Raw genomic sequence first — 18,729 nt, 5'->3', positions numbered from 1 at the left:
GTGGATATTTTCACGACCATGCAGGAGGAAAGGGGGCGGTTGTCGCAGTCGGAAAACCGCATTGCCGACATCGTCCTCAACGACTTCGAATTCGCGGTCAACGCCTCCATTGTCGAGCTCGCAGGCAAGGCGGATGTTTCGCCGCCGACCGTGACCCGCTTCTGCCGCCGCCTCGGCTGCGAGAGCTTTTCCGATTTCAAGGTACAGCTTGCCCGCACCGCCTATGTCGGCATGCGCTACTTCAAGCCCGAGCCGAAGAGCATCGCGCCGGCGGATGTCGCCCAGGACATCATCACCAAGGCGCAGAATGCTCTGTTCCTGCTGCATCGCGGGCTGGACATCCCGGCCATCGAACAGGCGTCGAACAGGCTTGCCGGCGCCGAGATGATCTATGCCTTCGGCTCCGGCGGCAATTCTTCCATGATCGCGAGCGAACTGCAGAACCGGCTTTTCCGCCTTGGCCTGCGCGTTACCGCCAGTTCCGACCACAGCATGCAGTTGATGATGGCCGCGGCCGCGAAGCCGACGGATGTACTGATCGGTTCGTCGCTGTCGGGCCGCAATGCCGAGCTGGTGCGGGCCTTCATGCTTGCCCGCGAAGCCAAGGTGCCGACGATCGCGCTGACGCAGAGCCACAGCCCGGTGGCGCTTGCCGCCGACATCACGGTGCCGATCGACTTGCCCGAGGGCAACAATATCTATCGCCCGACCTCGACGCGCATCGCCTATCTCGCGGTGGTGGATATTCTTGCAAGCCTTGTCGCTTACCGCATCCAGCCGCAAGCGACGGTGACGCTGCGTCGCATCAAGCAGCAGCTCGTGACCCATCGCGACGGCGACGACCGCCAGCTTCTCGGGGATTAGAACGCATCATGGGGCAGAAGCATGAACAGATCCGTCGCCATCATCACCGGAGCCGCCGGCGATATCGGCCGCTCCATTGCCCGCCGTCTCGCCGATGATCACGATGTGGTCCTGCTCGTCGATATCGATGCCTCCGCCGCTCGAAAGGCTGCGGAGGAGCTAGGCCCGGCAGAACGCTTCGCCGCCCTGAAAACCGATGTCACCAGTGAAATCGACACTGCCGAGATGGCGAAGGTTGCCGCGGGGCTGGGCGTGGTCAGGACCCTGGTCAACAATGCGGGTGCGGCCCGCGCCGTCAGCCTGCACGACACGACGCCGGATATCTGGCGCGCCGACAATGCCCTCAATCTCGAAGCCGCCTTCCTCTGTTTCCGCGCTGTCGAGGACATGCTGAAGGCGTCGAAGGGATCGCTGGTCAACATTGCCTCGGTCAACGGCATGGCGGTTTTCGGCCACCCCGCCTATAGCGCCGCCAAGGCCGGGCTCTTGCATTTCACTCGGCTGGTCGCGGTCGAATATGGCAAGTTCGGCATCCGCGCCAATGCAGTCGCGCCGGGCACGGTGCGCACCCAGGCCTGGGAGGCTCGCGCCAACGCCAACCCGAATGTCTTCGAAGAGGCTCGCCGCTGGTATCCGCTGCAGCGCGTCGTCGATCCCGCAGACGTCGCCAATGCGGTGGCCTTTCTCGCCGGCCCGCTCGCCGCTGCCATCACCGGCGTCTGCCTGCCGGTCGATTGCGGCCTGACGGCGGGGCAGGCGGAGCTCGCCCACACATTTTCACAGTCCGATCATTATTGAACGCTTGTTGTTAAAGGGGAATAGATATGCAGCCGGCTTCCTATCATCTCGAAAACACCTGGTCTCCCGATGGCGGACCGAATGGCCGCCTGACCTTTACGCTGATCAATCTGTCGGATGCGCCGCTCACCGGTTTCAGCCTCGTCTATACCTCCTTGACGCGCGTCATCGATCCCAAGGCTTGCGATAATGCAGTCTTCCTGCGACGCAACGCCAATTTTCATGAATTCGCCCCGCCTGCCGGCCTCACCATTTCGTCAGGCGAAAGCTGGACCTTCAGCGTCAGCGGTCTGAACCGGGTGGCGAAACATTGCACCGATGGCGCCAAGTCCGCCTATCTGACGCTCGCAGACGGCCGCCACATCAACCTTTCGGTCTCCGATCTCCTGCTCGAAGGCCGTGTCAGCGAGCCGCCGCCGGTATTGTTGCCGGAAGGCAGGCTCGATCTCCCCTTCGCCATTCAGCCCTGGCCGGCGACGATCGATGCCTGGCCGGGCGAAGGCTTTCCGGTCGTGCTCTATCCCGCCAAGGGAACCGATACTGCCAGCCTGAAGGCGGTTGCGACGGCGCAGGCGCTCTTCCAGCGCCTGTTTCCTGCCAATCACGCGCCGTTCAGCCTCATCGCCGCGCCGCAGGGCAGGCGCCTGCGCTTCGTCGAGCGGCCGGCTCTCCCCAAGGAGGCCTATGAGCTGACCTTCTCGGCCGACGAGATCACGCTTGCCTATTCCACTGACGCCGGTCGCCTTTATGGTTTGACGACGCTGGCGCAGCTTCTGGATGGCGCGCGGCGCGAACCCGGCAAATTCCGGTTTCCAATCGCCGGCACAATTTCCGACCAACCGCGTTACGGGTGGCGCGGCTGCCACCTCGACGTCTCCCGGCAATTCCATCCCAAGGAGAATGTGAAGCGGCTGATCGATATCCTCGCCTGGCTGAAGCTCAACATCTTCCATTGGCATTTGACCGACGACGAGGCCTGGCGGCTGGAGATCAAGGCCTATCCGCAGCTAACCTCGACCGGCGTGCTGCGCGGCCCCGACGAACCCCTGCTGCCGCAACTCGGAAACGGCGCCGAGCCGGTGGATGGCTTCTATTCGCATGAGGATGTCCGGGAGATCGTCGCCCATGCCCTGGCGCTTGGCGTCGAGGTCGTGCCGGAAATCGATATTCCCGGCCACAGCACGGCCGCCCTCATCGCCCTGCCGGATCTGGCCGACGGGCAGGAGGCGCCGGAGAGCTATCATTCGGTCCAGGGCTATCCGAACAATGCCCTCAACCCGGCCGTGGAGCCGACCTATGACTTCCTCGGGAAAGTGTTCGACGAAATGGTCGAGCTGTTCCCCTCGCAATATATCCATATCGGCGGCGACGAGGTCGCCAACGGTTCCTGGCTTGCCTCGCCGCTCGCGCGCAGGCTGATGGAGCGGGAGGGCATATCCGGCACTTTCGCGCTGCAATCCTATTTCCTGAAGCGGGTGAAGGCGCTGTTGACGGCGCGCGGCCGTAAGCTCGCCGGCTGGAACGAAGTCGCTCATGGCGGCGGCGTCGCCACTGAAGACACGCTGCTGATGGCCTGGGAAAAGCCCGAGGTCGGCATCGAGCTGGCGCGCGAAGGCTATGATGTCGTGATGACCCCCGGCCAGGCCTATTATCTCGACATGGTGCAGGCGGAAGCCTGGCAGGAGCCGGGCGCGAGCTGGGCCGGCACCGTGCCGCCGGCGCTTACCTACGCCTATGAGGCGGAAGGCGAGTTCCCCGAGGAATTGAAGGACCGGATGAAGGGCGTGCAGGCCTGCATCTGGCAAGAGAATTTCCTCTCCCGCGCCTATTTCAATCGCCTGGTCTTCCCCAGACTGCCGGCGATCGCCGAAGCCGCCTGGACTCCGAAGGCCGGGAAGAACTGGGAACGGTTTGCGGTGATTGTGCCGCTCAGCCCCTCTCTATAGGCGTGATTTCCAAAGCCATGCATTGCCTGCCGCATTGCAGGCAGTGCGTGGCTTCCTCTCAAAAATCATCCCATTTGATCTGACAAACTGCCGAGCGGAAATCTCCGGAGTTTTTCTTACGCAGGAAGAGCCTATGCGTTCAAATCGAGTTGCATGGCTGCCGTAGCGTCTGGCTTGGCCTTCGGCTTCCTGGGCGAACGGGCCTTGGCGCTCTGATGGGAGCTGTTGGTCTTGGACGGAGCGGGAGCGGAAACCTCCGGAAGCTCGGCAAGCAGCATTCCAATTTCAGCGATCTCCTTGCCTTCGTCGGTCACCTTTGCGGGTTCGACCGCCGGACTTTCCTTGATGGCCTTCAACGGGGTAGCGATTTGGGCTGCCTGCGGTGCAAATCGAATCATTAGCTTGTGACTCCTTGTTGTTCCCTTTATGTTCTAACTGCCAGGAGAGTCAATGAGCCACGGCACGACGCACGAAATGAGACACCGCAAAGGCATATCGCTGCTGCCCATCGGGCATGATGATTACCAGCGTACGCTTGGAAGTCTGCCGCAATGGTACGAACTGAATGCCGTTTGCTCGACTTGCCACAGGACCGTGCATGTCGACCGCTACGAGATGGCCAGACGTTTTGGCGGCGACAGGAAGGTAGGGTCACTGGCAAACAAGTTGGTCTGCCAGGGGTGCGGCAATAGGCAAGGGAACATGCTGATGATTGGAATGATGCCGAGGGACTGAGAGGCTGGTCACGGCCACGTATGAAACTGCGGTACGTTATCAAGGATAGATCTAAGCCCATGGGCTTGATTCGACTACTCACGTTAGTCGAATCTCGTTAGCATCACCTTTGGAATCGCTAGGAGAGACTAATGCAGTTCGAATATTCCGAGCCTCAAACGGATCTGGAGCGAGCATTAGGTGGTTACTTTAGCATCAATCTCTTCGGGAAGATTATCGAAGGCGATGACATCAAGTTTCGCCAGTTTCTAGAGCGTTCTGCACCACCTCCCAGAATCAGCGTTTACCTTAATTCGAGTGGAGGAGACGTTGAAGCTGCAATGGGGATTGGCCGGTTAATACGGGACGCGTCGTTCTCCACATCTGTTGGCACATATACTTTGGACCATCAGGAGGTTGGCGAATATCTCATTCCCAGAAAATTCACTCCTGGGAAGTGTTTGAGCGCCGCCACCCTTATCTTTCTTGGGGGTCGACTCCGTTACTTCGATCCCGAATCCGAGTTTGGCGTCCATCAATTCTCATTCAAGAATCCCTCCCCCCATAACCTAGAGAAGTCCCAGAGGCTGTCTGCTGCCATCGCACGATACATTGAAGACATGGATATACCTGCGGCATTTCTTGAACTCTCTGCCATGGCGTCAGGACACGATCTGCAACTCGTTACAGGAGACCAGTTGCGAGCCCTGAAAGTGGTGACTGACGGGGAAACTCCTGCAGCGTGGGGCGTGGAGGTGCATCAGGACGCTATGTGGGTTCGAGGTCAGCGGGACTCGCTATTTGGGCATGGCAAAGTCATGGTGATTTACGCAAAGTCTGACGGCTTTTCCTTTGCCGCTTTGGTAGAGGCAATGGGGCACGAGCGCGAGTTGATGACCTTTGGCCTAGTTGAGATCATAGCCAACGGCGAGGATGTTCGAATTGACGTAACTGATAGATGCTTGAGGTCACCCACCGGCATTTACATTATGTTCATGATCAAGCTCTCTGACGAGGAGGCGAAAGTTCTAACCGACGCAACGAGCATTGGTATTCGTGTCCGAGCGAGTGAAGATGCCGAGATATTCCTAGGGATCGCTGCAATGTCCACGGAGGGCGGGGGATCTATGTTGAAGGGGCTTTACCACATCGGGTCCAAATAGGCCGCCGGGAGCCATAAAGGCTCAGCAGCTCGTTATAACCCTTGTTGCTTCGCATACGTTCCATTCATGGCAGGCATAGGCTCTGCAATTGGTCAGCGAGGTTGCCGCTTTGACGGAATCGAAGCTATCTAGGGCAGTTAGGTCAAAAAACGCCGATAGTGAGCCTGGCATCTCTGCATGAGCAGGCTCCGCCGCAACCAGGCCGACTCCAGTCAAGTTTGTGACGGACGTGCCCCCGATCTTGATGAATCGGAGGATACGTCAACGGCTTTACCGAGGACATCCTTCGCAATACGAGCCTTTGCGGCCGCATCGGTCGAGCCATTCAGACAAACATATACGTTCCACCCGCATATAGCAGCGAGTGAGCGAAAGACCTAGTGGTATCAGGAAGTTGAACGTAATCAATACGTTCAAAAGGAAATGGTGCCCAGAAGAGGACTCGAACCTCCACGCCTCGCGGCACAGGTACCTGAAACCTGCGCGTCTACCAATTCCGCCATCTGGGCGACGGACACGCATGTAAGGGGGTGGCTCTCCGGTGTCAACAGGGTTTTTGAAGTTTTCGTGGCAATCTGAAAAAAAGCGGTTGAAGCCCGGGTCAGCCCCGGGCCGCCGCCCACACCCGGATGAGGTCAAGTCCCTGTTCCAGCAAGGCCTTTGCTTCGTTTTCATCCGCCGCTTCGACATAGCAGCGCATCTCCGGCGCATTGCCGGAGGGACGGAAATGGATGATTCGGCCGTCCGCCAGCGTCACCCGCAGCCCGTCGATGTCGCTCTTTGACGCCACCCCGGCGACCGGCGCCAGGAAGTCGGTGAGGTTGGCGTCGGAGGCGCGCAGATAAGCCATCAGCGCCGCACTGGTTTCGACCGGAAAATTCTCCAGCCGGTCGGCGGCGGCGAAGGGCAGGCGGTAGTTGGCGGCGACGGTCGACAGTGATTGTCTTGCAAGCGCGGCGGCGTAAAGCGTCGCGAGGATCGGCAGGAAGCTGTCGCGGGTCGGCAGCGCGCGTATCGGCTGTCCCTCGATGATGAAGCGGCTTGCCGTCAGCGTGCCGCCATTGGCTTCGAAACCCATCACATTAGCCTTGCCGGCCGCCAGCGCCTCATCCATGCCGGCGATGACATAGGGCGAGCCGACGCGGGTGCGGGTGACGGCGTAGGAACCGGCGGCTTCGATGCCGGAATTGGAGGTGACCGGTGTCACCACGACCTCCGCGCCCAGGAAATTCGCGGCGATGAGGCCGAGCAGATCTCCGCGCAGCGGCTCGCCGGTTTCATCGGAGACAAGCGGCCGGTCGCCGTCGCCGTCGGCGGAGACGATCGCGTCCAGCTCATGCTCCGGCGTCCAGCTCTTCAGCAGGCGGATGGTTTCCGCCGAGACCGCCTCCGTATCGACGGGAATGAAGCTTTCGGAGCGGCCGAGCGGCACGACGCGCGCTCCATAATGCACCAGCACCAGGCCGAGCAGCTCGCGCGCCACCGTGCTGTGCTGATAGACGCCGATGGTGAGGCCGGCGAGGCTGTCGGCGGGCAGCAGGGCGGTATTGCGCTCGAAGAACAGCGCCTCGGTCTCCGCCGTTCGATTCTCACCAGTGCCGGGCGTCTCATCCAGGCTGGCGTCGCCGATGTCAGCAGCTTCGGCGCTTATCGCCAGCTCGTCCTGCTTGTCGATTTCGCCGTCCGGCCGGTAGAATTTGATGCCGTTGCGGTCGGCCGGAATATGCGAGCCGGTGATCATCAGCGAAGCGGCCTTGAGCTCCAGTCCGTAAAGCGCTAGCGCCGGCGTCGGCACCGTGCCGCAATCGAGCGGTGTCAGGCCGGCACGTTTCAGCGCGCCGATGCAGGTGGCCGAGATTGCCGGGCTGGATTCGCGATAATCGCGGCCGACCAGGATGAGATCGCCGGGCTGCGCATGGCCGCTTTTCAAAAGGTGGCGGGCAAAGGCCGTGGCATAGAGGGCAGACGCCCGTCCTACGAGATCGACGGACAGGCCGCGAAGGCCGCTGGTTCCAAATTTCAAGCTGCTCACGTGCAATCTCCTCGGAAAGGTTGCGCCTCTTATGGAACAAGCGAGGAAAAGGATCAACCGATCGATGACGGCCGATATCTCCCATCGCAACTCTGGTTTTACGTCCGGTGAAGGCCCAAATATAGAGCGAAGCCGCGGGTTGGGTCGCTATGATCAACAACAGGAGTCTGTCATGACTGTTTTCGGCAAGATCGCGTTCGGCTGTGTCGTCAGCCTCGTTTTGCTGTCCCCACCGGATTTCGCCAATGCGGCCTCGAATAGCCCGAAGATCGGCCTCCCTCCCCCCAGGGTTGGGCCCACTGTTTGCGACAATCGCGGCTGTTTCGGCTTCGGATCGCAGCAATGGTATCGGCCGCCCGGCTATCCGCTCCCGAATACGCCGCGGACCCTCGGCAATCCGAATCGCTTTGATGATCCCCGCGTCGTTATCCCGCCGCGCACCAATTATGTCCCGCCAAGAACCGACTTTCAGGCGCCAGTCAATAATCGCACCCGCCATCAGATCTGGTGCTCCGAACATCATCGGAGCTACAATCCCGGCACCAATCTCTACACGACGCTTAACCATGGGTTCCAGACCTGCCGCTCACCTTACAATTAAGCAGGCGCTTCAGGCGCCCGTTTCAGAGCAGAGCGCATCCATTTGCCGTGTCTATTGGTATTTTCGAAAATATTCGCTTGATTTTCGCGCAACTTGAGCAGTCCCTAAAGTGTCGCCGCTTCCATATGGTCGCGCGCGAAGGAAGGAGCCCACCATGGCAAAGGGTCAAATAAGAAGTCATCGCGAGGTGCGAAAACCCAAGAAGGACAAGATCGTCGCCGTAAAGCAGCAGCCGGGCTCTCAGGTCAGGCAGGCTGCAAGCACGGTGAGCCTTGGCAGGAAAGACAAATGACAGGGCTAAGGCGCGCCAGCGGGCCGCGCCTTCCGGATATGTCAGTCGGTGCAATGTCAGCCGGCGCGGCCCCGAGGTTCGCCGGTGAGTGGTGCAGTCAGCTCTCCAGCGATCCGCGGTCCGTATGGCCGAGATCGCGGTCGGGATCGATGACGTCGCGCACCCGCTGCTTCAACTCCTTCGGGCCGGGAAAGCCGCCATCGCGCTTGCGCTCCCACAGCAGTTCGCCGTCGATGCGGATTTCGAAGTTGCCGCCGGTGCCGGGGATCAGCGCCACTTCGCCCAGGCTGTCGCTGAAGGTCTGCAGCAGTTCCTGCGCCATCCAGCCGGCGCGCAGCAGCCAGTTGCATTGCGTGCAATAGAGAATGGTGATCCGCGGCTTATCGGTCATCGTCGGGTTCCTCGTTGTTTGCTGACATTTAGGCTCAACTTTAATCGGCCGCAAGCGGGGCTCTTGCGCCGTTGATCCACTCATGCTCATCTTTGCCCGGATAAATTTTCGGGAATCAACAGGATGCGGGTCGCGGTCGTCGAAAACATGAAAAACACGCCGCTTGGCGCCCTTGGCATCGCGCTGGAAGAAGCGGGAGCGGAGATCGAGTGGTTCCGTGCGTGGGATGGCGAGAGGCTTCCGAAGGACGTAACGGCGCATGATGCGTTGGTCGTGCTCGGCGGCGAGCAGAATGCGCTTGACGACGAGATCCATCCCTATCTGCCGGAGCTGGCGCAACTGATGCGCCGCTTCGAAGAGGCGGACAAGGCCGTGCTCGGCATCTGCCTCGGCAGCCAGATTCTGGCGCGCGCCTATGAGGCCGAAAACCTCATCGGCGCAACCCATGAATTCGGCTGGAAAACGGTCGGCGTCACCGAGGAGGGCAAGGCCGATCCGTTGCTGTCCGGTCTCGCCGACGATTTCACCATCTTCCAATGGCACTCCGACACGTTTTCGCTGCCCGCCGGCGCAGTGCACCTCGCGACCAACGCGACGACCAGGAACCAGGCCTTCCGCATCGGCCGCGCCGCCTATGGCACCCAGTTCCATTTCGAGGCCAATGCCGCCGTGGTCGAAGGCTGGCGGACGGAATTCAAGGCATCGATCGAACGCAACGAACCCGGCTGGCTGGAGCGCTATGTCGAGATCGCCGCGCAGCATGCGCCCGCGGCGGAGACCGCCGGGCTGGCGATCGCACGGGGCTGGGTGAGGACGATCGGCGCTGAGGCGACAAGCATCGCGCGTCTGCGAAAGGTAATCGACGAGGGCTTGGAAAGTGGTCTTAGTGAGCGTGATCTTCGCGAAGTTCTCGCCGAGGCGCGGCGACGGGCGGATGTTCAGTCGCAATGAAATTGCGTCTAACAGGCGTGTAACCGTTGTGCTTCGCGCTCTCACCTCCGGCGGCTGGTTAAATAACTGGAGCAGAGATCGACTCGACGGCTAGTCGTCCGGCTCTAGTTAATTATTGCAAATCGAAGGAGACGAGATCATGACGCAGCCAGAATTGCCTTGGGAAGGCGGATGCCGTTGCGGGCAGGTGCGACTGAAGATCAGCGCTAAGCCGCTATTGACCATGGCCTGCCACTGCACCGGCTGCCAGCATATGTCCTCCAGCGCCTATTCGTTGAGCGTTGCCATTCCGAGCGAAGGTTTCGAAGTCACCGAGGGTGAACCCGTCATCGGCGGCATGCACGACGAAAACCTGAAACACTATTTTTGCCCATACTGCATGACCTGGATGTTTACGCGCCTGGAGGGCTTCGACTGGTTCGTGAACCTGCGCCCGACCATGCTCGACGATCCCCGCTGGTTCACGCCGTTCGTCGAGACCTGGACGAGAGAAAAGTTGCCCTGGGTGACGACCCCGGCGGTTCACAGCTATGCCGCGCTGCCGGAGATGAATGAATATGAGGGGCTGATCAAGGAATTTATGGCGCAGAACTGAGGTCAGAAGCCTTGGAAAAGAAAGTCCGTCGCTGCGGTAATCTGATCGCCGTGCGAACTCAGATCGGTGATCAACTCCCCGATTTCGGTAAGCGGTATTGCTGCCATCAGTTGCGTCGCCATGATGTAAGGCTTGCCAGCGATAGTGAATTGCGGATTGAGCTTTGCCATTGGCGTCGACACATCTTCTGCGCGAAGCAGAGGCGCCATCATCCGTGTGCTCAGCCTCTCTAACAAGTCAGACTGAAGATCCAGCGCGAGAGCTCGACTTTGCTTTAGGCCATAGACATGGAATCTTGCCATCAGAACTGCCGATACTTTCCAAACGGCAGGCCATGTTTTTCAACATAGGCATTGGCTTGTTCGATTGCCTCAGCATTTTCCATAAGCCATAGGCGCTCGCGCTCAGCCTTGATGGCGCGCGCTATGCCATCTTCGGCCGCACGCGAAATATTGATTTTCAATTCGCGGGCATCTGCGACAAGGCTCTCGTCGAGAGACAAGTTTGCGGCTTTTCGCGTCGTTTGGGCCATAGGACGTTCCTCAAATCATGCGCAAAGTATATGCGCATAATTCTTTATTGAGAAGCCCTCACTCATCCCCCATCTTCAGCGCGGCAATGAAGGCTTCCTGCGGGATTTCGACCTTGCCGAACTGCCGCATGCGCTTCTTGCCTTCCTTCTGCTTGTCCAGCAGCTTGCGCTTGCGGGTGGCGTCGCCGCCGTAGCACTTGGCGGTCACGTCCTTGCGCAGCGCCTTCACCGTCTCGCGGGCGATGATGCGCCCGCCGATTGCGGCCTGGATGGGGATCTGGAACATGTGCTGCGGGATCAGATCCTTCAGCTTTTCGCACATGACGCGGCCGCGCTTTTCGGCGGCGGAGCGGTGCACGAGCATGGAGAGCGCGTCCACCGGCTCGGCATTGACGAGGATCGACATCTTGACGAGATCGCTCTCGCGATAATCGGTCAGGCTGTAGTCGAAGGAAGCATAGCCTTTCGAGATCGACTTCAGGCGATCGTAGAAATCGAAGACGACTTCGTTGAGCGGCAGGTCGTAGGTGATCATGGCGCGGTTGCCGACATAGGTCAGCTCGGTCTGAATGCCGCGGCGGTCCTGGCAGAGCTTCAGGATCGAGCCGAGATAATCGTCCGGCGTCAGGATCGTTGCCTTGATCCATGGCTCGCGGAATTCGGAAATTTTGACCACGTCGGGCATGTCGGCCGGATTGTGCAGCTCGATCTCGGTGCCGTCGGTCATGGTGAGCTGATAGACGACCGAGGGCGCCGTCGCGATCAGGTCGAGATTGAATTCGCGTTCTAGGCGCTCCTGGATGATTTCCAGGTGCAGGAGTCCGAGGAAGCCGCAGCGGAAGCCGAAGCCGAGAGCGGCAGACGATTCCATTTCGAAGGAGAAGCTGGCATCGTTGAGGCGCAGCTTGCCCATGGCCGAGCGGAGGTCTTCGAAATCAGCGGCATCGACCGGGAAGAGGCCGCAGAACACGACCGGCTGCGCCGGCTTGAAGCCCGGCAGCGGCTCGGCGGTCGGGCGCTTGTCCTCGGTGATGGTATCGCCGACGCGGGTGTCGGCCACTTCCTTGATCGAGGCGGTGATGAAGCCGATCTCGCCAGGGCCGAGGCTGTCAACGGCGACCATCTTCGGCGTCAGGACGCCGACGCGTTCGATCTGGTACTTCGCATCCGTGCCCATCATTCGGATGGTCTGGCCCTTGGTCAAAACACCGTCGATGATGCGCACGAGAACCATGACGCCGAGATAGGTGTCGTACCAGCTATCGACCAGCAGCGCCTTCAGCGGCGCCTTTTCGCCGCCCGGGCTTTTCGGCGCCGGCAGCTTGTGGACGATGGCTTCGAGAACGTCGGGAATGCCGAGGCCGGTCTTGGCCGAAATCAACACCGCGTCGGACGCGTCGATGCCGATCACTTCCTCGATCTGTTCCTTGATGCGGTCCGGTTCGGCCGCCGGCAGGTCGATCTTGTTGAGCACGGTGACGAGCTCATGATTGTTGTCGATCGCCTGATAGACGTTGGCGAGCGTCTGCGCTTCGACACCCTGCGATGCGTCGACGACCAGAAGCGAACCCTCGCAGGCCGACAGCGAGCGCGAGACTTCGTAGGCGAAGTCGACGTGTCCGGGTGTGTCGATCAGGTTCAGGATATAGGTCTCGCCGTTGTTCGCCTTGTAGTGCAGGCGCACGGTCTGGGCCTTGATGGTGATGCCGCGCTCGCGCTCGATCTCCATGTTGTCCAGCACCTGCTCGGACATTTCGCGCTCGGCAAGGCCGCCCGTCGTCTGGATCAGACGATCGGCCAGCGTCGATTTGCCGTGGTCGATATGGGCCACGATCGAGAAATTGCGGATATGCGAAAGCGGAGTGGTGGAATTGGTGCTCATGCGCGAGCATATAGCAGCGCCGCCCCGCGTCGCAAAGCGGTAATTATCCCGCCGTTTACGCTATTTTTCAGTCCGGGAGCATGCGTCAGACCGGCCACTTCTCCAGCCGCCAGGCCGAATCCCAGAACATCCATTCATATTGGGAGGCACGCGCGAAAGCGTCGCTCATCTGCTGGCGCTCTGTCGCCGAGGCTGCACGGGCCGCGATGTCGGTCAGTGCGATGACTTCCCGGGCGCCGGCAGCGAATTGCGGATCGCCATAGGTATTGATCCAGGCCTGGAACACATTGCCCTCGATCGCCGGCTTGCTTTTGATGCCTTCGCCGACATGCCAGTAGATCCAAAAGCACGGCAGGACAGCCGAAAGCGCAACGGCATAGGAGCTGTGATAGGCGGTCGCCAGAAGGAAATTTGTATAGGCGAAGCAGGCCGGCGACGGCTCGGCAGCGGTCACATCCGCGCTCGAAATGCCGAACTGAGTCAGGAAGCCGGCATGCAGGCCCTGCTCGACGGTGATCGCCTTCTGCGCCGAACCGAGGAAACGCAGCACCTGCGCATTGTCGGGCGCCTTGGCGGCGACGATGGCGAGGCAGCGAGCATAGTGCTTCAGATAGATCGCATCCTGCAGGATATAATGGCGGAAAACCTCTGGCGGCAGCGTGCCGTCCGAAAGCCGTTCCAGCAGCGGCAATCGCTCGATTTCGGCCATGATTGGTTTGATGCGGTCCCAGGCGGCAGCTGTGAAGCTCTCCGCCGTCTCGGTGCCTTGCCTGACGCCGTCCATGCTACTCTCCGCTCTTGAATGCACCGCCATATATCGACGGAGTAATCGTGAAAGCAAGGCTGCTCACGAGGGCTTGATTCCATCATCGGATCCTGTATTTCTCTTATAGTAGAAGAATGGATCGAAAGATGGAACTGGAACTCGAACAGGCGATCGGCATTCGCATCCGTGCGCTGCGGCTGGAAAGGAGCCTCACGCTGGATGATCTCGCTTCAGCGTCCGGTGTCAGCCGCGCCATGATCTCTCGCATCGAACGCGCCGAAGCAAGCCCGACAGCTTCTCTTTTGGCGCGGGTCTGCGCAGCGCTCGGCCTGTCGCTGTCGGAATTTTTCGCCGAGGAAGGGCAGAAGGCTTCACCGCTTTCGCGCCGGCAGGAGCAGCAAGTCTGGCGCGATCCCGAAACCGGCTATGTGCGCCGCGCCGTCTCTCCACCCAGGACCGCCTCGGATGTCGATATAGTAGATGTCGAGTTTCCTGCTGGGGCACGGGTCAGCTTTCCGCCACATCCGGCGAGCCGCGGCATGACTCAGCACGTCTGGCTCTTCGACGGCGAGTTGGAAATGACTGTCGGCGAAACCTCATATCGCCTGAAGCCCGGTGACTGTCTCTTCATGCCTGTTGGTGACGGCCACGTCTTTCACAATCCGGGCCATGCGCCGGCACGCTATTGCGTCGTGCTGGATCGCGGCGGCCGTTGAACAAGCTAGAGGACCATCATGTCGACTATCCGCCTTCTCTCCGCCCCCGAAGCTCGCACCGCTATTCCGGGTCTTTGCGAAGTGCTTGCCGATTGCGTCAATGGCGGCGCCTCGATCGGCTTCATGCAGCCCTACACGCCTGCCGATGCTGAAACCTACTGGCGTGGGGTGGCCGAAGCCGTGGCTGACGACGCCACGCTGCTCTTTGTCGCCGAAGTGGAGGGCAAAATCGCCGGCACCGTGCAGATCGGCGCAGCGCAGATGCCGAACCAACCCCATCGCGGCGATCTGAAGAAGTTGCTGGTGCGTCGCTCGGCGCGGGGCAGGGGGCTTGCCCGGCTGCTGATGGCTGCTGCGGAGCACGAGGCAGCCAAACGCGGCAAGACTTTGCTGGTGCTCGACACGGCAACCGGCAGCGAAGCCGAAGCCATCTATCCCCGTCTCGGCTGGCAGCGCGTCGGCGTCATTCCCGACTATGCGATGTGGCCGGAGGGCGGCCTTTGCGACACGACCCTGTTCTACAAGAGAATAGTAGCCGACTAATAAAGCCGGCGCCGCCTATTTGTGCGCGACAAACGGAGCGAGTGCGTCGTGCAGCGCCATCTCTCCGGTCCAGTGGATCGCCTGCCAGCCAAAACGCCGCGCGCTGTCGATATTCTCCTCTACGTCGTCGATGAAGACGATATCGCTTGGAGAAGCTTCCGCCCTTTCGCTGGCGAGCGCGTAAAACGCCTCGGACGGTTTGCGGTGGCCAAGCGCGGCGGAATAGAAGATGCCGTCGACATGGGCGCGGAGGCCAAGTTCTTCCATCAGATATTTCGCCCGCATATGCTCTTGGTTCGTTGCGAGTAAGATGCGGATGCCATCGGCGCGGTAATGCGCCAGCGCATCGAGAAAGGCGCGATCGAGGCGGGAATCGTTTTTGAACCAATAGGCGGCAAGCACTTCGACGCTGATATCGGGCGCAATTCTGCATAGGACCGATTCCAGCCGCGGCATCATCGGCTCGCGTCCCACGATGATCTCGCTCCAGTACGGTTTGAAGAATTCCTTCTGAAGAAGCTCAGGCGAAAAGCCTAAATCCGGCTCCAGAAATGTGGAAAAATGGAGACCGTCCTGCGGGCGTCCATGAACGAGCACGCCATCGACATCCACCATCAGCACTTTCATGATTCGATCGACTCCCGTTGTCCAAAATTTCTGCGAGAATCATGCAGGTGCTTCCCGCATTCAAGAGCCTTTAAAAGGGCGCTCCCGCTTTCGCATGTGACGGTTCCGTGCAAATCTCGGCCATCGTTGAAATGAGGAAACCAAGCGGGGGAGCAGCCAGATGCGCGTCATCTATTCGGAAGACCACAAGCTGAGGGACGCCAAGACAGAGCTGCACGATGGCCAGCTGGTGACGCCTTTCGAGGCTCCTTTCCGTGCCGAATGGATATTGGCTGCCGTCAAGGGAGCCGGCTTTGTCGATGTTGTCCCGCCGGACGCTCATGGACTGGAAACGGCGCGCAAGGTGCACGATCCGGCCTATCTCGATTTCCTCGCAACGGTATGGGAACGCTGGGTTGCCGCCGGCTATAAGGGTGAGGCGATCGCAAATTCCTTTCCGGTCCGGCGCACCAGCCAGCGCGTGCCGGAAAACATCGTCGGCATGATCGGCCACTATGCCAACGCCGCCGATACCTCCATCACCAAGGGCTCCTACGAAGCGGCACTGGCATCGATGCGCTGCGCGCTGACTGGCGCCGATTGGCTCCATGCGGGCAATCGCTTTGCCTTCGCGCTCTGCCGCCCGCCCGGACATCATGCCGGTTTCGATCTCTTCGGTGGCTATTGCTTCATCAACAATGCCGCCGTCGCGGCGCAGCGACTTCGCGACCATGGCGCGAAGAAAGTGGCTGTTCTCGACGTCGATTTCCATCACGGCAACGGCACGCAGGACATCTTCTATCGGCGCGGCGATGTCTTTACCGCTTCGCTGCATGGCGACCCCATCCACGCTTTCCCCTATTTCTTGGGACATGTCGACGAGAGGGGCGAGGGCGAAGGGCTTGGCGCGAACCGCAATTATCCGATGCCGCGCGGCACGCCCTGGGAACAATGGTCGGCAGCGCTCGCCGACGCTCTAGCCCGCATCAGGAGCTTTGGCGCCGAGGCGATCGTCCTTTCGCTCGGGGTCGACACATTCGAGCGCGACCCGATCTCCTTCTTCAGCCTGACCTCGGAGGATTACATCCGCATGGGCAAGCTTATCGCCGGCGCCGGCCTGCCGGTTTTGACCTGCATGGAGGGCGGTTATGGCGTGCCAGAGATCGGCCTGAACGTCGCCAATGTGCTGAAGGGCCTCGAAGCCTGAAAAGGCCTTGGATCAAAGCGCCTGATCGCTCGATGAAAAGTTTGAATTTGCCAGCACGCGGCCGGACCTCTAAAAACCCGCGCAAGGAGAGAGGTCATGGATCAGACGCTTATCGAGAGTGGCACGGATGGCGGCGCGGCGTTGATGCCGCATCCGGACGTTGCGCCATCCTCCGGCGGCATTGCCGCGGGAGTGCTCATGTGCGTGATGTCCATGTCCTGTATCCAGTTCGGCTCGGCATTGTCGTCTCCGATCATCAACGCCTATGGACCAGCCGGCGCGACATGGCTGCGGCTCGTCTTTGCGTCTGCTGCATTGGCGATCATCGTCCGGCCGAAGATCATGAGCTACAGCCGCTCACAATGGATCGGCGTGCTGGCGCTTGGCACCGTATCGGCGCTGATGACGACGTCCTTCTTTTCGGCGATTGCGCGTATTCCGCTGGGTCTTACGGTCGCCATAGAATTTCTGGGACCGCTGCTCGTCGCGACCCTCGGCTTCGGGCTGAGCCGCCAGCTTCTCTGGCCCGTCTTTGCCGCTATCGGCGTTCTGCTGTTGGCCTATGACGGCGAAGAGTGGGTCGGCAACTGGCCGGGCATCCTCTTTGCCATCGGCGCGGGGGCCGGCTGGGCCTGCTACATCCTGCTGACGAAGAGGGTCGGCAATGCCTTCAAGGGTCTCGAGGGGCTTTCCATGTCGCTGCTGGTCGCGGCGGTCGTTTCTACACCCTTCGGCTTTGCCGCCGCCGCTCCGCATCTGACGGCCTTTGGCCTCCTCGAAATAGCCGGCTTGGCGCTGCTCGTTCCGCTCCTTCCCTATGTGCTGGAAATGGTCGCTTTGCGACGCATGCCCACCTCGTCCTTCGGCATCCTCATGAGCCTCGAGCCGGCCATCGGTGCCTTCGCCGGCTTCGTCATCCTGTCGCAGCCGATGACGCCGTCGCAGATGTTCGGCACGGCGCTCGTCGTCGCCGCCAGCATCGGGGCAACGATTTTCGCCACGAAAAGCTGAGCCAAAGCGCACCGTCGGCGGCTGTCTCTCCACTGGCTGGTCCTCAATATTACTGTGGTTAGCTGAATGCGCCGCGTAGACAGGTTGTATTTAAGCAACCCCTATCGCTTCTACTCTCATGGTTGTATAACTCCGTAGGGGAGCGAGCGTCGTGGATTCAGAACCCGTTATCCAAATGGAGGATGCCTTGCCTAGATCATCGTTGTTCCTGTCACTCGCGCTGGCTGTCGGCCTGTCGGTCTCATCAATATCCGTGCCGACCGTAGCAAGCGCGCAGACCCACGTCTCCATCAGCGTCGGTACCAATCTCAATAGAGGCAGAGGGATTAGCTGTAGTCAGGGCGAGAGGCTGCTCCGCAACCGCGGTTTTAGGGACGTCAGGCGGATCGACTGCCGCGGTCGTACCTTCGTTTATCGTGCCCGCAGGGGCGGTAACCGGTTCGAGATTGCCGTACGGCAGCGCGATGGCCGCATCGTAGATATGCGCCGCATCAGTGGAAGGCGATAGTGCCGAGCAGGCAAAACTGCCCTAAACCACGACCAAGGTTGTGGCATCCGTTATCGGATTCCACATTCTTGGGCGGCATGTTTTAGACAGTCTTCCTCGCGGGATCGTCCAGCGCCGGATTATAGAACAGTGACAGCGTCAGGCTCTTGGCGATGCGCTCGGCTGTTGCCATGAACCAGGCCTTGGCTTCATCGGAGGGCGCAATATCGGCGAGCGTTTCCGAAAACAGCGCCAGCCATTCGGGAAAAAGATCGGGCGCAATGCCTTCGACCCCGAGATGAGCCTGCACCGGCTTGCCGCCGTAAGCGCCGTTCTTGAACGCGACCGACGACCAGAAGCGCTTCATCTTCTCCATGTGATCCGGCCAGCGCCCGGCAAGGCGTCCGTCAAAAACCGGGCCGAGCCGTGGATGCGCCTGAATGCGGCCGTAGAACGTGTCGACAAGCCGCTCGATGAAGGCGGCATCGATGCCGATGCGCTCCATCTCGGCCTCGGCCTTCTCACGAATGCCGGCCAGGTGGACGGCGCGGCCCTGTATCTCAGTCGTCATGTCATGCTCCTGTCGCCGCGCGCAGCGTCTTTTCTGCGCAAAACGAGTGTTTGTCGGCCTC

At 60.4% G+C, this 18,729-nt stretch carries 21 protein-coding genes, 1 tRNA gene and 1 pseudogene; 13 read left to right on the top strand and 10 right to left on the bottom strand.

The features are described 5' to 3' along the window. From PY649_RS14520 to PY649_RS14510, 3 genes are read left to right on the top strand one after another with little or no spacing between them, the layout of a single operon-like run. Positions 1 to 864 (top strand): MurR/RpiR family transcriptional regulator, encoded by an 864-nt coding sequence (locus PY649_RS14520; RefSeq protein WP_285869178.1) that lies wholly within the window; start codon positions 1 to 3, stop codon positions 862 to 864. Between the two features lie 21 nt (positions 865 to 885). Then, positions 886 to 1,662, top strand: a complete 777-nt coding sequence (locus PY649_RS14515; protein ID WP_285869177.1) for an SDR family oxidoreductase — start codon at positions 886 to 888, stop codon at positions 1,660 to 1,662. A 26-nt stretch (positions 1,663 to 1,688) separates the two neighbouring features. Continuing rightward, the gene (locus tag PY649_RS14510; protein ID WP_285869176.1) at positions 1,689 to 3,608 is read left to right on the top strand and encodes a beta-N-acetylhexosaminidase; all 1,920 of its coding nucleotides are present in this window, start codon (positions 1,689 to 1,691) and stop codon (positions 3,606 to 3,608) included. A 131-nt stretch (positions 3,609 to 3,739) separates the two neighbouring features. Here the strand turns inward: PY649_RS14510 and PY649_RS14505 are convergent, their stop codons facing one another. After that, entirely contained in the window at positions 3,740 to 4,006 is a 267-nt protein-coding gene (locus PY649_RS14505; protein ID WP_285869175.1) for a hypothetical protein, read from the bottom strand. A gap of 52 nt (positions 4,007 to 4,058) precedes the next feature. Between PY649_RS14505 and PY649_RS14500 the strand changes: the two genes are divergently transcribed. Together PY649_RS14500 and PY649_RS14495 are read left to right on the top strand one after the other, a co-directional pair. Next, on the top strand, positions 4,059 to 4,343 hold the full coding sequence (locus PY649_RS14500) for a hypothetical protein (RefSeq protein WP_285869174.1): 285 nt from the start codon (positions 4,059 to 4,061) through the stop codon (positions 4,341 to 4,343). A 131-nt stretch (positions 4,344 to 4,474) separates the two neighbouring features. Then, entirely contained in the window at positions 4,475 to 5,485 is a 1,011-nt protein-coding gene (locus PY649_RS14495) for a COG3904 family protein (RefSeq protein ID WP_285869173.1), read from the top strand. 424 nt (positions 5,486 to 5,909) lie between these two features. On the opposite strand, the gene PY649_RS14490 is transcribed toward PY649_RS14495, so the two are convergent. Continuing rightward, positions 5,910 to 5,994 (bottom strand) — tRNA-Leu (locus PY649_RS14490). A gap of 92 nt (positions 5,995 to 6,086) precedes the next feature. Beyond that, positions 6,087 to 7,508: a phosphomannomutase gene (locus PY649_RS14485; protein ID WP_285869418.1), complete on the bottom strand. Its 1,422-nt coding sequence runs from the start codon at positions 7,506 to 7,508 to the stop codon at positions 6,087 to 6,089. Between the two features lie 181 nt (positions 7,509 to 7,689). On the opposite strand from PY649_RS14485, the gene PY649_RS14480 reads away from it, so the two are divergent. Then, a complete protein-coding gene (locus PY649_RS14480; protein ID WP_285869172.1) occupies positions 7,690 to 8,118 on the top strand; it encodes a BA14K family protein in 429 nt (142 codons plus the stop codon). A 154-nt stretch (positions 8,119 to 8,272) separates the two neighbouring features. Next, complete coding sequence (locus PY649_RS14475; protein ID WP_285869171.1) at positions 8,273 to 8,410, top strand: hypothetical protein; 138 nt, start codon at positions 8,273 to 8,275, stop codon at positions 8,408 to 8,410. A gap of 97 nt (positions 8,411 to 8,507) precedes the next feature. On the opposite strand, the gene PY649_RS14470 is transcribed toward PY649_RS14475, so the two are convergent. Then, positions 8,508 to 8,801 carry an Rdx family protein gene (locus PY649_RS14470; RefSeq protein ID WP_285869170.1) on the bottom strand — a complete coding sequence of 98 codons (294 nt, stop codon included), beginning with the start codon at positions 8,799 to 8,801 and terminating at the stop codon, positions 8,508 to 8,510. A 123-nt stretch (positions 8,802 to 8,924) separates the two neighbouring features. On the opposite strand from PY649_RS14470, the pseudogene PY649_RS14465 reads away from it, so the two are divergent. Both PY649_RS14465 and PY649_RS14460 read left to right on the top strand, forming a co-directional pair. Continuing rightward, positions 8,925 to 9,620, top strand: a pseudogene (locus PY649_RS14465) (type 1 glutamine amidotransferase); the annotation flags it as partial. 271 nt (positions 9,621 to 9,891) lie between these two features. Continuing rightward, positions 9,892 to 10,347 (top strand): GFA family protein, encoded by a 456-nt coding sequence (locus PY649_RS14460; RefSeq protein WP_285869168.1) that lies wholly within the window; start codon positions 9,892 to 9,894, stop codon positions 10,345 to 10,347. A 2-nt stretch (positions 10,348 to 10,349) separates the two neighbouring features. Here PY649_RS14460 and PY649_RS14455 read toward each other — a convergent pair whose 3' ends face one another. From PY649_RS14455 to tenA, 4 genes are all read right to left on the bottom strand, one after another. Next, positions 10,350 to 10,649 (bottom strand): CcdB family protein, encoded by a 300-nt coding sequence (locus PY649_RS14455; protein ID WP_285869167.1) that lies wholly within the window; start codon positions 10,647 to 10,649, stop codon positions 10,350 to 10,352. Then, positions 10,649 to 10,879 (bottom strand): type II toxin-antitoxin system CcdA family antitoxin, encoded by a 231-nt coding sequence (locus PY649_RS14450; RefSeq protein ID WP_285869166.1) that lies wholly within the window; start codon positions 10,877 to 10,879, stop codon positions 10,649 to 10,651. The genes PY649_RS14455 and PY649_RS14450 overlap by 1 nt, the downstream gene beginning before the upstream one ends. Positions 10,880 to 10,937: 58 nt before the next feature. Beyond that, positions 10,938 to 12,761 (bottom strand): translation elongation factor 4, encoded by a 1,824-nt coding sequence (gene lepA / locus PY649_RS14445; protein WP_285869165.1) that lies wholly within the window; start codon positions 12,759 to 12,761, stop codon positions 10,938 to 10,940. Between the two features lie 85 nt (positions 12,762 to 12,846). Continuing rightward, positions 12,847 to 13,545, bottom strand: a complete 699-nt coding sequence (tenA, locus tag PY649_RS14440) for a thiaminase II (protein ID WP_285869164.1) — start codon at positions 13,543 to 13,545, stop codon at positions 12,847 to 12,849. 128 nt (positions 13,546 to 13,673) lie between these two features. Between tenA and PY649_RS14435 the strand changes: the two genes are divergently transcribed. Both PY649_RS14435 and PY649_RS14430 read left to right on the top strand, forming a co-directional pair. Then, positions 13,674 to 14,243 carry a helix-turn-helix domain-containing protein gene (locus tag PY649_RS14435; protein ID WP_285869163.1) on the top strand — a complete coding sequence of 190 codons (570 nt, stop codon included), beginning with the start codon at positions 13,674 to 13,676 and terminating at the stop codon, positions 14,241 to 14,243. An 18-nt stretch (positions 14,244 to 14,261) separates the two neighbouring features. Continuing rightward, positions 14,262 to 14,786: a GNAT family N-acetyltransferase gene (locus PY649_RS14430; protein ID WP_285869161.1), complete on the top strand. Its 525-nt coding sequence runs from the start codon at positions 14,262 to 14,264 to the stop codon at positions 14,784 to 14,786. Between the two features lie 15 nt (positions 14,787 to 14,801). On the opposite strand, the gene PY649_RS14425 is transcribed toward PY649_RS14430, so the two are convergent. After that, complete coding sequence (locus PY649_RS14425) at positions 14,802 to 15,413, bottom strand: HAD family hydrolase (protein ID WP_285869160.1); 612 nt, start codon at positions 15,411 to 15,413, stop codon at positions 14,802 to 14,804. A gap of 160 nt (positions 15,414 to 15,573) precedes the next feature. Between PY649_RS14425 and PY649_RS14420 the strand changes: the two genes are divergently transcribed. Beyond that, complete coding sequence (locus PY649_RS14420; protein WP_285869159.1) at positions 15,574 to 16,599, top strand: histone deacetylase family protein; 1,026 nt, start codon at positions 15,574 to 15,576, stop codon at positions 16,597 to 16,599. Positions 16,600 to 16,695: 96 nt separating this feature from the next. Continuing rightward, on the top strand, positions 16,696 to 17,610 hold the full coding sequence (locus tag PY649_RS14415) for an EamA family transporter (RefSeq protein WP_285869158.1): 915 nt from the start codon (positions 16,696 to 16,698) through the stop codon (positions 17,608 to 17,610). A gap of 590 nt (positions 17,611 to 18,200) precedes the next feature. Here PY649_RS14415 and PY649_RS14410 read toward each other — a convergent pair. Then, a complete protein-coding gene (locus tag PY649_RS14410) occupies positions 18,201 to 18,668 on the bottom strand; it encodes a group III truncated hemoglobin (RefSeq protein ID WP_285869157.1) in 468 nt (155 codons plus the stop codon). Positions 18,669 to 18,729 lie beyond the last annotated feature (61 nt).

Source organism: Rhizobium mayense (genome assembly GCF_030272705.1).
Lineage (GTDB): Bacteria > Pseudomonadota > Alphaproteobacteria > Rhizobiales > Rhizobiaceae > Rhizobium > Rhizobium mayense.
The sequence above is the reverse complement of the archived record's forward strand: the minus strand, read 5'-3'. Positions and strand labels throughout refer to the sequence as shown.

Bases quoted from the DNA above. Each gene is read 5' to 3' on its own strand.
- PY649_RS14515 (WP_285869177.1), top strand. From the start codon at position 886: ATGAACAGATCCGTCGCCATCATCACCGGAGCCGCCGGCGATATCGGC.
- PY649_RS14510 (WP_285869176.1), top strand. From the start codon at position 1,689: ATGCAGCCGGCTTCCTATCATCTCGAAAACACCTGGTCTCCCGATGGC.
- PY649_RS14505 (WP_285869175.1), bottom strand. From the start codon at position 4,006: ATGATTCGATTTGCACCGCAGGCAGCCCAAATCGCTACCCCGTTGAAG.
- PY649_RS14500 (WP_285869174.1), top strand. From the start codon at position 4,059: ATGAGCCACGGCACGACGCACGAAATGAGACACCGCAAAGGCATATCG.
- PY649_RS14495 (WP_285869173.1), top strand. From the start codon at position 4,475: ATGCAGTTCGAATATTCCGAGCCTCAAACGGATCTGGAGCGAGCATTA.
- PY649_RS14480 (WP_285869172.1), top strand. From the start codon at position 7,690: ATGACTGTTTTCGGCAAGATCGCGTTCGGCTGTGTCGTCAGCCTCGTT.
- PY649_RS14475 (WP_285869171.1), top strand. From the start codon at position 8,273: ATGGCAAAGGGTCAAATAAGAAGTCATCGCGAGGTGCGAAAACCCAAG.
- PY649_RS14470 (WP_285869170.1), bottom strand. From the start codon at position 8,801: ATGACCGATAAGCCGCGGATCACCATTCTCTATTGCACGCAATGCAAC.
- PY649_RS14460 (WP_285869168.1), top strand. From the start codon at position 9,892: ATGACGCAGCCAGAATTGCCTTGGGAAGGCGGATGCCGTTGCGGGCAG.
- PY649_RS14455 (WP_285869167.1), bottom strand. From the start codon at position 10,649: ATGGCAAGATTCCATGTCTATGGCCTAAAGCAAAGTCGAGCTCTCGCG.
- PY649_RS14450 (WP_285869166.1), bottom strand. From the start codon at position 10,879: ATGGCCCAAACGACGCGAAAAGCCGCAAACTTGTCTCTCGACGAGAGC.
- lepA (WP_285869165.1), bottom strand. From the start codon at position 12,761: ATGAGCACCAATTCCACCACTCCGCTTTCGCATATCCGCAATTTCTCG.
- tenA (WP_285869164.1), bottom strand. From the start codon at position 13,545: ATGGACGGCGTCAGGCAAGGCACCGAGACGGCGGAGAGCTTCACAGCT.
- PY649_RS14435 (WP_285869163.1), top strand. From the start codon at position 13,674: ATGGAACTGGAACTCGAACAGGCGATCGGCATTCGCATCCGTGCGCTG.
- PY649_RS14430 (WP_285869161.1), top strand. From the start codon at position 14,262: ATGTCGACTATCCGCCTTCTCTCCGCCCCCGAAGCTCGCACCGCTATT.
- PY649_RS14425 (WP_285869160.1), bottom strand. From the start codon at position 15,413: ATGAAAGTGCTGATGGTGGATGTCGATGGCGTGCTCGTTCATGGACGC.
- PY649_RS14420 (WP_285869159.1), top strand. From the start codon at position 15,574: ATGCGCGTCATCTATTCGGAAGACCACAAGCTGAGGGACGCCAAGACA.
- PY649_RS14415 (WP_285869158.1), top strand. From the start codon at position 16,696: ATGGATCAGACGCTTATCGAGAGTGGCACGGATGGCGGCGCGGCGTTG.
- PY649_RS14410 (WP_285869157.1), bottom strand. From the start codon at position 18,668: ATGACGACTGAGATACAGGGCCGCGCCGTCCACCTGGCCGGCATTCGT.